The sequence below is a fragment of the Streptomyces sp. NPDC019937 genome, assembly GCF_040631655.1.
GTDB lineage: Bacteria > Actinomycetota > Actinomycetes > Streptomycetales > Streptomycetaceae > Streptomyces.
Map to the genome: position 1 here is coordinate 18,689 of NZ_JBEYAL010000070.1, position 10,117 is coordinate 28,805.

The 10,117-nt window shown below is 69.6% G+C and carries 11 protein-coding genes and 3 pseudogenes; 3 read left to right on the forward strand and 11 right to left on the reverse strand.

Going from position 1 to position 10,117, the window contains the following annotated elements; genetic code table 11:
* Positions 1-3 precede the first annotated feature (3 nt).
* Both ABZ562_RS38795 and ABZ562_RS38800 read right to left on the reverse strand, forming a co-directional pair.
* Complete coding sequence (locus tag ABZ562_RS38795) at positions 4-765, reverse strand: glucose 1-dehydrogenase (RefSeq protein WP_361489479.1); 762 nt, start codon at positions 763-765, stop codon at positions 4-6.
* 48 nt (positions 766-813) lie between these two features.
* On the reverse strand, positions 814-1,575 hold the full coding sequence (locus tag ABZ562_RS38800; RefSeq protein WP_361489482.1) for an SDR family oxidoreductase: 762 nt from the start codon (positions 1,573-1,575) through the stop codon (positions 814-816).
* A gap of 152 nt (positions 1,576-1,727) precedes the next feature.
* On the opposite strand from ABZ562_RS38800, the gene ABZ562_RS38805 reads away from it, so the two are divergent.
* Positions 1,728-2,588, forward strand: coding sequence for a helix-turn-helix transcriptional regulator (locus ABZ562_RS38805; RefSeq protein ID WP_361489485.1), 861 nt, complete (start codon positions 1,728-1,730; stop codon positions 2,586-2,588).
* A gap of 55 nt (positions 2,589-2,643) precedes the next feature.
* On the opposite strand, the gene ABZ562_RS38810 is transcribed toward ABZ562_RS38805, so the two are convergent.
* Positions 2,644-3,039 carry an NUDIX hydrolase gene (locus ABZ562_RS38810; RefSeq protein WP_361489488.1) on the reverse strand — a complete coding sequence of 132 codons (396 nt, stop codon included), beginning with the start codon at positions 3,037-3,039 and terminating at the stop codon, positions 2,644-2,646.
* Between the two features lie 39 nt (positions 3,040-3,078).
* Positions 3,079-3,282 (reverse strand): annotated as a pseudogene (locus ABZ562_RS38815) (transposase); the annotation flags it as partial.
* A gap of 308 nt (positions 3,283-3,590) precedes the next feature.
* On the opposite strand from ABZ562_RS38815, the gene ABZ562_RS38820 reads away from it, so the two are divergent.
* Positions 3,591-4,148: an SMI1/KNR4 family protein gene (locus ABZ562_RS38820; protein ID WP_361489491.1), complete on the forward strand. Its 558-nt coding sequence runs from the start codon at positions 3,591-3,593 to the stop codon at positions 4,146-4,148.
* Positions 4,149-4,163: 15 nt separating this feature from the next.
* On the opposite strand, the pseudogene ABZ562_RS38825 reads toward ABZ562_RS38820, so the two are convergent.
* The 7 genes and pseudogenes from ABZ562_RS38825 to ABZ562_RS38855 all read right to left on the reverse strand — a co-directional run.
* Positions 4,164-4,974: pseudogene (locus ABZ562_RS38825) on the reverse strand (IS5 family transposase); the annotation flags it as partial.
* Positions 4,886-5,213 (reverse strand): annotated as a pseudogene (locus ABZ562_RS38830) (HAD-IA family hydrolase); the annotation flags it as partial. The pseudogenes ABZ562_RS38825 and ABZ562_RS38830, both read right to left, overlap by 89 nt.
* An 80-nt stretch (positions 5,214-5,293) precedes the next feature.
* On the reverse strand, positions 5,294-5,638 hold the full coding sequence (locus ABZ562_RS38835; protein WP_361489494.1) for a hypothetical protein: 345 nt from the start codon (positions 5,636-5,638) through the stop codon (positions 5,294-5,296).
* 134 nt (positions 5,639-5,772) lie between these two features.
* Complete coding sequence (locus ABZ562_RS38840) at positions 5,773-6,108, reverse strand: hypothetical protein (RefSeq protein WP_361489497.1); 336 nt, start codon at positions 6,106-6,108, stop codon at positions 5,773-5,775.
* 330 nt (positions 6,109-6,438) lie between these two features.
* Positions 6,439-7,227: an EI24 domain-containing protein gene (locus ABZ562_RS38845; protein ID WP_361489499.1), complete on the reverse strand. Its 789-nt coding sequence runs from the start codon at positions 7,225-7,227 to the stop codon at positions 6,439-6,441.
* Between the two features lie 18 nt (positions 7,228-7,245).
* Positions 7,246-8,595, reverse strand: coding sequence for a jacalin-like lectin (locus ABZ562_RS38850; protein ID WP_361489502.1), 1,350 nt, complete (start codon positions 8,593-8,595; stop codon positions 7,246-7,248).
* A 12-nt stretch (positions 8,596-8,607) separates the two neighbouring features.
* On the reverse strand, positions 8,608-8,859 hold the full coding sequence (locus tag ABZ562_RS38855) for a hypothetical protein (RefSeq protein WP_361489505.1): 252 nt from the start codon (positions 8,857-8,859) through the stop codon (positions 8,608-8,610).
* 318 nt (positions 8,860-9,177) lie between these two features.
* On the opposite strand from ABZ562_RS38855, the gene ABZ562_RS38860 reads away from it, so the two are divergent.
* A complete protein-coding gene (locus ABZ562_RS38860; RefSeq protein ID WP_361489508.1) occupies positions 9,178-9,951 on the forward strand; it encodes an intradiol ring-cleavage dioxygenase in 774 nt (257 codons plus the stop codon).
* Positions 9,952-10,117: the final 166 nt, after the last annotated feature.

A 10,117-nucleotide genomic window follows, 5' to 3' on the forward strand; every position in this document is an offset into this window, starting at 1 on the left:
GGGTCAGTGGGCGGTGAGGCCGCCGTCGACCACCAGCTCGGTGCCGGTGACGAACGACGACTCGTCGCCCGCGAGGAAGAGCATCGCCGAGGCGACCTCGTCGGCGCGGCCCGCGCGGCGCATCGGGGTGCGCACGATGTCCGGCTGCTGGTCGCCCTGCTCGTCCAGCAGGTCCTGGATCATCGGCGTGGCGATGACACCGGGATGGACGGAGTTGACCCGTACTCCCTGACGGGCGTACTCCACGGCCGCGGTCTTGCTGAGCAGGCGTACGGCGCCCTTGGACGCCTGGTAGGCCGCGGCCGCGCCGCTTCCCACGATCCCCAGCACGGACGAAATGTTGATCACCGAGGCGTTGCCGGTGGCGCGCAACAGGGGCATGGCGGCCTTCATCCCGAGCCAGGTGCCCTTCTGGTTCACGTCGATGACGCGGTTCCACGCCTCTTCCCGGGTGTCCTCGATGCCCGGCCAGTCCAGGATGCCGGCGAGGTTGGCGAGGACGTCCAGCGTGCCGAACCGCTCGCGGACGGTCGTCATCACCCGGTCCCACTGCTGGGCGGAGGAGACATCCAGGCACGCGGAGACGACCTCCGCGCCGCTCTCCTCCTCGACCTCCCTGGCGAGTGCCGTGAGGGTCCGCTCATGGACATCGGTGAGGACCAGCCGCGCGCCTTCACGGGCGAACACCCTGGCCGTCGCCGCGCCGATTCCTCCCGTCGCACCGGTGATCAGTGCGACCTTGCCGTCGAGCCGTTGGCCGTGCATGGCGGTTTCATCCTTCTTTCTGTCAGGCGATTTTCTGTCAGACGGCGGTCAGGCGGCGGTGAAGCCGCCGTCGGCGGCGACGACGGCGCCGGTCATGAAGCCGGAGCGCGGCGAGGCGAGGAAGCCGATGACCTCGGCGATCTCCTCCGGCCGGGCCACGCGGCCCAGCGGGTGCGCGTCGGCGAAGGAGCGCAGGTAAGCGCGGCTGTCGTCACGCACGTTGTCGAGCATGTCGGTCTCGATCACGCCCGGCGCCACGATGTTGGCGCGGATGTCGTGCGGGCCGCCCTCGAGTGCGATCACCTTGGTGAGCTGCGCCAGGGCCCCCTTGGACGCCGTGTAGGCCGACCCCTCGGGCAGCGCGACCGTGCAGGTGTAGGAGCCGACGTTGACGATCGCCCCGCCCCGTCCCCGCTCGCGCATGGCGCGGAACGCCTCCCGGGCGTGCAGGAACGCACCGCGGGCGTTGACCGCCATCAGGGCGTCCCAGTCCTCCGCCGTGGTGTCGGTGAAGGGTTTGTTCAGCGTCCGCCCCGCGTTGTTGACCAGGATGTCCAGGCCGCCGAAGCGCTCCCGCGCCAGCTCCACCGCGCGCACGGCCGTCTCCTCCCGGGAGACGTCGCCGACCAGGGACGCCACGCCGTCGTACTCCGCGGTCAGCCCCTCAACCTCGGGCCGGATGTCCTCGGCCACGACACGTACGCCACGGGCGTGCAGCCACGCCACGGTGGCCCTGCCCACGCCCCGTGCGGCGCCGGTCACCACCGCGACCGTGCCGCGCAGGGCATCGCTGTCGGTGTCTGTGCTCATCGTCGTTCGTCCTGTCCCCATCGGGTGTGGTCTCGGGTGTGGTTTCTTGCGCCACCGAGACTGGAGGCTCCGGAAGCCGCCGACCAGGACGTTCGCTGCCTGGGTGTGCCACACCCAGGCTATGCGCCCATCGCCTGATTAGCCTGGGGAACATGGCGGACAACCCCCTGGGAGACTTCCTGCGCGCCCGGCGCTCCGGCCTGCGGCCCGAGGACGTCGGTATGACGAGCTACGGGGTACGGCGAGTCGCCGGGCTACGCCGTGAGGAGGTCGCGGTGCTGGCCGGTGTGAACGCCGACTACTACACCCGCCTCGAACAAGGCCGCGAACGCCACCCCTCGCCGCAGGTCCTCGACGCCCTCAGCCGCGCCTTCCACCTCGACACCGACGCGCACACCCACCTCCACCGGCTGGCCGGCACCGCACCGGCCGACCACCCGGTGCCGCCGCGCAACACGGTCAGCCCGGCGCTGCGCCAGCTCATGGACGGCTACCCCCACACCCCGGCCTTCGTCCTCAACCGCACCCTGGACATCCTGGCCACCAACGCCCTGGCCGACGCCCTGTACTCGCCCTTCGACCCCGCGGACAACCTCGCCCGCATGACCTTCCTCGACCCCGCCGGCCGGGACTTCTACACCCGCTGGGACTGGACCGCACAAGCCGCCGTGGCCAACCTCCGCCAGGCGGCCGGCTACGACCCCGACGACCCCCGGCTGAACGCGCTCATCGACACCCTGACCGAGCGGAGCACCGTCTTCTCAACGCTGTGGCAGGCCCACACCGTGCGCGGCAAAACCCGTGAGGCCAAACAGCTCAACCACCCCGACGTCGGCCCGCTCACCCTCACCTACCAGGCCTTCGACGTCCGCGACGCACCCGGTCAACAGCTCGTCATCTACCACGCCGAACCCGGCAGCCCCAGCGCCGAAGCCCTGTCCCTGCTCGGCGCCGTCGACGCCACCAAGCGGCACATGCCGTCGGGACCGCGAACCGCACCGAGGGCGGAATAGCACGATCAGGCGCCGCCACCTGATGGCGATGGCCACGGCCCGGTGGCGGGAGCCCTCAGTGTTCCGCCCTGTGGGCGAGCAGCAGGGCCAGGGGCCCGACCGGAAGGAGGAAGCCGCCCCGGGAAGCAGCGTCGAGCGCGTCGTCCATCGTCCACCAGGAAAGCTTGAAGTCCTGCTCGGTGGGGGTGAGTTCCTGAGGCCCACAGGTGAGCTGCTGCGCCTCGAAGAGGTGCACGCGAGCGGTCGAGCCGAGCGTGATGGCGTACGCACCCATCGGCCGCCATGTCTCGGCGGTGATCCCTGCCTCCTCCCGCAGCTCCCGCCGCGCGCACTCCTCCGCTGTCTCCCCGTCCTCCTTCCGCCCGCCCGGCAGGAACAGGTAGTCGCCGCCGTGGCGGGGGAAGTGGGCGCTCAGCAGGGCCACCAGCCCGTCGGCGTCCCGGGCCGCCACGACGGAGGCGTCACGGACCGGTGTTCGCCCCCCCTTTTTGATCAGGCACCTTCGGCGGGCCGTCGACTTCGATATACCGAAGCAGGGCGGCAGTGCCCGCCAGGCGCATCCACTGACCAGGATGTAGATGGTCGCGGCGAACAGCGTCTCATCAGGCGTGTCCTGCGTCCCGCCGCCCTGCGGGCGGACCTTCGACGGCGGGATCAGCAGCTCCGCGATCTCCCACAGCCCGTCCGGAACAATCCAACTTCACGTACCCCGCCCATGCCGAGCCCAACGACCGGCTCGCCACCTGGGGTCTGTCCGACGGATCGTGGTCGGAGCGTGTCGAGCAGTAGAGCCAGCGGCTCGCGGCTTCCCCGGCGCACCCGTGAATCGTCTGCCTACAGGCCGCGCCGTTGCGCGAAGGGGGATCGCTGCAAGCCGGCCGCGTCGCGTCCCGAGCAGCTGTTTCAAAGGCCAGGTCGCCGCAGAGTCAGCACACGCTTCGATTGTCAGTGGGCCGTGTGAGGATGCCCGAGACCCACCGTACTCATCATCGGAGTTCTGGAATGACGACCCCTTCACCCTTGACGGTCGCGGAATGGCGCGCGTTCCTCAGCGACTACAACGCCAGGCGCATCAACTCGGACGAGGTCCGTGAGGCCATCGAGGACCAACGCCAGGTCATCAGCAGGGAGCGGCTGGAGGCCGGGTGGGCCGGCGCCGAACCGGCGGGCGAGGAAGCGATCGTGGCCGCCGAGGAGCGGCTCGGGATGAGGCTTCCTCTCTCGTACCGAAACTTCCTCCAAGTCAGTGACGGCTGGGAGGACATCGGGCCCGTCGACCTGTTCCAGGTCGGGGACATCGGCTGGTTCGCCGACATGGACGCCGACCTCATCGAAGCGTGGTCGGACAGCGACTCTTTCGTGGACCAGCTCGCCATACTCAAGCGGTGCCTTCTGATCGGCGACGACGACGGCGGCAGCGGCTGCTACTGGCTGCTGCACGCCGACAGCATCGCGGAAAACGGCGAGTGGACCGCGTATGTGTGGTGGCCCGGTGACGGTGACGACCCCGAGCCTTACCGCGACTTCGCCGCCATGGTGCGGGAAGCAATGCACGCCTAGGTTCTGTGCGGCTGATCATGGTCGGAGCCATAAGCGGATCGCCGCAGCGGTGATCGTGCCCTGGAGGGGGTAGGCCCTCTTGTCGTAGCGGGTGGCGACGGCTCTGGAATATTTCAGCCGATTGATTGTTCGCTCGACCTCGTTGCGGCGTTTGCAGACCTCGCTGTCGAAGCCAGTGGGCCGGCCGCCCTTGCTGCCACGTCGTTGGCGATCGCCCGTTGGTCCTTCGGCTCGGGGATGGTGTGCTTGATCTGTCCTCTTCGCAGGTACCGTCGGTTTCGGCGTGAACTGTATGCCTTGTCGCCGCCCACGTGGTCCGGCCGGGTGCGTGGGTGGCCGCCCTGCGGGCGGGAGACACGGATGCGTTCGAGGACCTCGGCCATCTGAGGCGCGTCGCCCCACTGGCCGGGGGTGAGCAGGAAGGCCATCGGCCGACATCCGCCTTCACTTGCGAGATGGATCTTGCAGGTCAGGCCGCCCCGGTACCGTCCAAGTCCTTCGTCCGAGCGATGGTGCCGGGGCGCTGTCCTTTTTTGGGGACCTATGGCTTCCTCTTTCGGGCACCGGCCGCGTGTTGATGGGCACGGCAGGACGTCGAGTCGACGCTGACCATGCTCCAGTCGATCCGGCCCACAAGGTCGGCACCCGCGTGGATGGCACGCAGAATCCGATCCCACGTGCCGTCCCCCGACCAGCGCCTGTGCCGTTCATAGACGGTCTTCCAACTGCCGAAACGCTCAGGAAGGTCCCGCCACGGCATGCCAGTCCGGACGCGGAACAAGATCCGGTTGATCACCATACGGTGATCCGTCCACCGCCCGCCACGCTGTCCCGGCACCGGCCACGCCAAGAATGGCCCGCAGTTCGGCGACCGTATCCTCCTCTCGCCTCGCGAGCACGGTGGTGATGCCCAGAGCTTCGGCGGGCGGGAAGGTTCACCGGGTGATCATCGACGAACACCCAGGCTGAGCCGGGCAGCCCGAGGCGCTCCAGTGCAAGCCGGTAGATGGCAGGGTTCGGCTTCGCCATGCCAACGACCTCGGAGAGTACGTGCACGTCGATGATGCCGCCGGGAGGCCATCTGCGCTCTGTCCCACGCGGCAGTTACGAAGCCGGGCCCGAGCAGCGCAGTCCTCCACGGTTGCTCATCGTTCGGCGTCCCCTTGCGGATCGCTGTCGCTCTCCTCGGTTCCGTGCTCCGCGCGGAGCTGTGCGACCCGCTTGTCCTCCGTTCCGCGCCGCGCCACCAGGCCGGAGATCAGCGCGGCGCCCCCACCGACGACGAGTGCTGTTGCCGCTACCAACACGGCGCGGAGTACGGTCGACAGCTGGTAGTGCGCGGACAGCTTCCATGCGATGTACGCGCTGGCGCTCAGTGCGCAAACGCCCCACACGATGGAGACGCAGCCATTTACCTGCCGTTCTGTGTGCTTTTCCGCAACTTTGGGCCCGAAGATGTACTTGCCGGCAGGGGCAGGGGGTTCAGTCATGCTGATTGCTCACCACTCGTACTCGTCGTTCCAGGGCGGTAGTGGCTACCGACCCCACTGCTCCTGTTGTGCTCAGGGACAGAACGATCGTCCTACCCAACTCCTCGACTCACACACCCACATAGGACAACGTCTTAAGCACCGCGAGCCTCCAGGTGAGCAGTGATCCGGTGGACGAAGTCGTCGGTCGTCGGTCGTCTTGCCGTCTGTGTCGACAGGTAGAACGTGCAGGTTGGAATCTCCAGATAGGAGTGGAATGGGTTCAGCAGGGCGATGACCGTTTCTACCTCGACGCCGTGGACTGCGGCATGGCATGCGATCACCGACGAGACGTACCGATCGGCAACCACCGGCCCGATAATCCGGCAATGGCGGATCGAGTCGGAAGCGTGAAGGACTCCGGAGAGGTAGAACGCCAACTGCGGCAGCGAGGCGCAGCAGACAGGGCTGTAGCCCGCCGCCGTGGTCAACCCGTACTGCCCAGAAGCCTTCGACGCACTTGGTACGCAGCGGGCAGCTACCGCATCGGCCGACGAAGGCTCCCGCACTTCTCGGCGCCGCCTTCGGCGACATCCGCGTTCGGGAGCTTCCTGGAACCATCGAGGTTGCGGACCCGTGTCCTCTTGTCGCCCACCTGGCCTCGTACGAAGCCTGGGCAGAACAGTGCGGGGTCCCGTTCGAGGAGACCGTGGCCCGAGCCCGCGACCTGGTTGCCGCGGTCATCGCCGCGGACGGCTCGTTTCGCATCAACTGCCTCGGCGGCATCCTGGTCTGCCGGCCGTAGATCGCTCGATGGAGCGCTATGCCCCGCCCAGGGCGTCCGCCGCGGTGTCGCCCCGGGCGGGGGCCTCGGCCTCGCCCGTGAGGTCGCGGACGAGCAGGGTCGCGCCCGCCACCGCGCCCGGCATGAGGAACACGGAGACCAGGGGGACCAGGAAGAGCAGGGCGAGGGGGAGGCCGAAGCCCACGGTGAGGAGGCGGCGGTCGCGGAGCATGCGGCGGCGCTCCGCGAGCAGCACGCCGCGCCGCAGCAGCGCGACCGAGGTCAGCTCCTCGGCGAGGAAGAAGCCGGTCACGCAGAGGGCGAGGGCGGGGATCACGGTCTGGCCGGCGACCGGGATGAAGCCGAGCGCGAAGAAGAGCACGCTCCACAGGGTGACGCGGATGAGCAGGGCGATGGCCTCGCGGAGCCCGATCCACAGCTCCTGCCAGGTCGACAGGCCGGACTCGGGGGGCTCGCCGCCCTCGGAGCGGTCGACTTCCTTGGAGAGGGATTCGTAGAAGGGCTGGCCGACCAGGAGCGTGACCGCGGTGAACGTGATCACCGCGAGGAAGAGGGAGGTGGCGGCGAAGAGGAGCGCGAGGGCGCCGCGGAAGACACCGAGCCAGGGTGAGGACCAGTCGTCGGCGAAGGGCGTGGCCCAGGCGATGACGTCGTCGGTCCAGGAGAAGAGCACGACCAGTGCCGCCGCGTAGCCGACGAGGATGATGAGGGCCGGGAGCATCCCGATCCCCCACCACCTCCCGTGCCGGGCCACCCAGCGTTGGCCCTTCACCAGATAGCCGATGCCCACTCCAAGATCGCGCATGGGCGAAAGCCTACTGGGCTACCGGGGCGCGTAGATGACACCCAGCTTGTCGATCTCCTCACCGGCGCGGCCGGTGAAGCCCACGATCTGCCAGCCGTCGGGGGCGGTGTAGGTGGCGGTGTCTGCGGTGGGGGTGCCGGCCGAGACGGTGCGGCCCGTGTCGGTGGTGAAGGCGGCGGAGAACAGGCGGGTGCGGCCGTCCTTCTGGCCCCGGGTGAGGGTGACGGAGGTGAGGTGTTCGGCGGGGCCGAGGGTGAGGGTGGCGGGGGTGCCGCCGCTGCCGCCGTGGCCGAGGGTCGTACCGCCGGACAGGGTCAGGGACACGGCGTCCAGGCGGGAGCCGCCGCGCAGGGTGAGGGTGCGGGGCGCGGGGGTGGCGGGCAGGTCGTCGGCGTCGTTGAACGCGGTGCCGTGCGGCCCGCCGAACTGGTCCCCGGCGCGCAGCGTGGCGGGCGCCTTCCAGGAGAAGTCCACGGTGTGCGGGTAGTGGTCGGACAGCGGTTTGCGGTCGGCGTCGAGGAAGGCGGTGTTCTCGTTGTTGTAGCGGGTGGCGGTGAGGGAGAGCAGCGGGCCGGAGCGGTAGAGGACCTTGTCGACGACCTCGCAGGTGTTGGTGACGTTGTCCGGGTCGCACACGAGCGCGTCGGATCCGGCGGGCGGGGCCGAGCCGCCGCGGACGAGGTTCACCCAGGCGTCGGTGAGGCCGTTGCGGGTGGCGAGGTCGCGGATGTTGTCGGCGGCGCGGGTGTAGCGGGTGTTGGTGTCACCCATGACGAGCACCGCGTTCCCGGCCGAGTTGGCGGTGATGAAGTCGGAGAGCTGGGTGATGTTGGCGCGGCGGGCGGCGAGGTCGGCGTCGGTGGTGCCCGCGTTGGTGTGCACGTTGTACAGGTCCAGGTAGGCGCCTTCGGCGAGCCGTACCCGGGCCAGGGTGAAGCCCTTGGGGGTGAGGCAGTCGGTGCCGTTGCACTTGGTCCACTTGACCCGCTCGAAGTCGTCGTACGGCAGGTCGGAGAGGGTGTTGAGGCCGTCGCCGAAGGCCGCGCCACCGCTGGTGGGGGTGCGGTACGGGTGGTCGTCACCGGCGTAGAGCGCGGCGTGGTAGTTGAAGTCCTCCTGGACGTTGACGATGTCGTACGGGCCCAGGCGGGGCGAGATCAGCGGGGTGTTCTTCTCGGGGTGGCCGGAGGACAGGCCCTCGGGGAGTCCGGCCACGTTGTACGTCAGGACGTTGAACGAGCCGGAGGGGGCGGGGGCCACGGGGGCGGGCGCGCCGGTGTCCGCCGCGGCGGGGGTGGCGGCGAGCGTGCCCGCGCAGGTGGCGAGGGCCGTCGCGGCCGCGACGGCCAGGCGTCCGATGAGTCTCACGAACGTGTCCTCTCAGGGAGTGGTGCGAGGGGTCGGGGCTTGCCGGTGCCCGGTGGTGTCGGAGCCGTGGTCGGTGGTGTGGGTGCCGATGTCCGCCTGGCCCGTGGTGGCGTCCGCGTCCTGCGCCGGGACCGCGGACAGGCCCCCGAGCGCGAGGGTCGCGGCCACGCCCGCGGCGACGGCCGTCAGGCGACGCCGACGGTGGCCGGTGGCGGCGCCGGTGGTCGTGTCCGCCGTGAAGTGGTGATCGCCTGAGGAGTTCATGAAGGAGCCCTCTCGGTCGGAGGATCCCCACCCGGAGGGGCAATCGCTTGTGGGAGCGCGCGGCAAGCAGGCAGGTCACTGGGCCGGTGGAGATCGTCAAAGGGGTGGCTCTGGCGGTGGCGTCATGCGCTGCCCGGGCACGGTGTGGTCAGGACCGCCCCAGCAGACGACAGCCATCACGGAAGAAGCTAGTAAGCGCTTGTTGAGAATGTCAACACCACTGACTCATAAGGGAGTTGGCGATAAGAAGAGTTGACGCGCGCAGACTTTGCCGAACTGACAGGCGCCCCACAGAAATCATCCCTACTTTCCATGCCCATGACAGATTCATCTCCCGCCCCCATCGGGCGACGCAGAGTACTGATCGCCGGAAGCGCCGCCGCGGCGGCCATCGGAGTCGGCGCCGGAACCGCCGCCGCACGCCCCGGAACGACCGCCGCCGGCGCCACCGCCCCGGCCCCGGCGGCCCACGCGATCTGCACGCTCACCAAGCAGCTGACCGAGGGCCCGTACTACCTCGACCACGCCCTCGTACGGGCCGATGTCAGCGAGGGCAAGCCGGGCGTGCCCCTGCAGCTCGCGCTCACCGTCGTCGACCGCGACACCTGCGCACCGCTGAACAAGGCGCTGGTGGAGATCTGGTACTGCGACGCGCTCGGCGAATACTCCGGCTTCGTCGGCAACAACGGCCACCAGGAGCCGGACAACGGGAAGTTCCTGCGCGGCGGTGTGCTCACCGGCGCCGACGGCGTGGCCAGGCTGACCGGCATCTACCCCGGCTGGTACCGCGGCCGCTGCGTCCACATCCACGTCAAGGTGCACACGGGCGTCACCCTCACCGCCGACGGCTCGTTCACCGGCGGCAACGAGATCCACACCGGTCAGCTCTTCTTCGACGAGAAGATCACCCAGGCCGTCGCCAAGGTGAGCCCGTACTCCACCAACACCGTCCCCCGCACCCCGCTGTCCTCGGACGGCATCTACGGCAACGGCGGCACCGCCGCCGGGCTGATGGCCGTGACGGCGCTCGGCAGCACACCCTCGGCCGGATACCGCGGCACCCTCACCCTGGGCATCGACCCGGACGCCTGACCGGCGCGGGGCGGCGGAGTCGTCACGCGCGTGGGTCGTGACGGCTCCGCCGGCGGGCGGGCAGGGCTCGCAGGGGGTGTCGTGTGGATCAGGCCGGATCAGCGAGCGGCGTCTGGTGCAGGGGGCACCTCCCAGCGGTAGCTGGGGGAGGCTCGCAACCCGCGTG

What these genes read in the sequence shown, in the direction of transcription:
- ABZ562_RS38860 (WP_361489508.1), top strand. Translation starts at nt 9,178, where the DNA reads ATGACAGATTCATCTCCCGCCCCCATCGGGCGACGCAGAGTACTGATC.
- ABZ562_RS38820 (WP_361489491.1), top strand. Translation starts at nt 3,591, where the DNA reads ATGACGACCCCTTCACCCTTGACGGTCGCGGAATGGCGCGCGTTCCTC.
- ABZ562_RS38805 (WP_361489485.1), top strand. Translation starts at nt 1,728, where the DNA reads ATGGCGGACAACCCCCTGGGAGACTTCCTGCGCGCCCGGCGCTCCGGC.
- ABZ562_RS38835 (WP_361489494.1), bottom strand. Translation starts at nt 5,638, where the DNA reads ATGACTGAACCCCCTGCCCCTGCCGGCAAGTACATCTTCGGGCCCAAA.
- ABZ562_RS38800 (WP_361489482.1), bottom strand. Translation starts at nt 1,575, where the DNA reads ATGAGCACAGACACCGACAGCGATGCCCTGCGCGGCACGGTCGCGGTG.
- ABZ562_RS38855 (WP_361489505.1), bottom strand. Translation starts at nt 8,859, where the DNA reads ATGAACTCCTCAGGCGATCACCACTTCACGGCGGACACGACCACCGGC.
- ABZ562_RS38845 (WP_361489499.1), bottom strand. Translation starts at nt 7,227, where the DNA reads ATGCGCGATCTTGGAGTGGGCATCGGCTATCTGGTGAAGGGCCAACGC.
- ABZ562_RS38795 (WP_361489479.1), bottom strand. Translation starts at nt 765, where the DNA reads ATGCACGGCCAACGGCTCGACGGCAAGGTCGCACTGATCACCGGTGCG.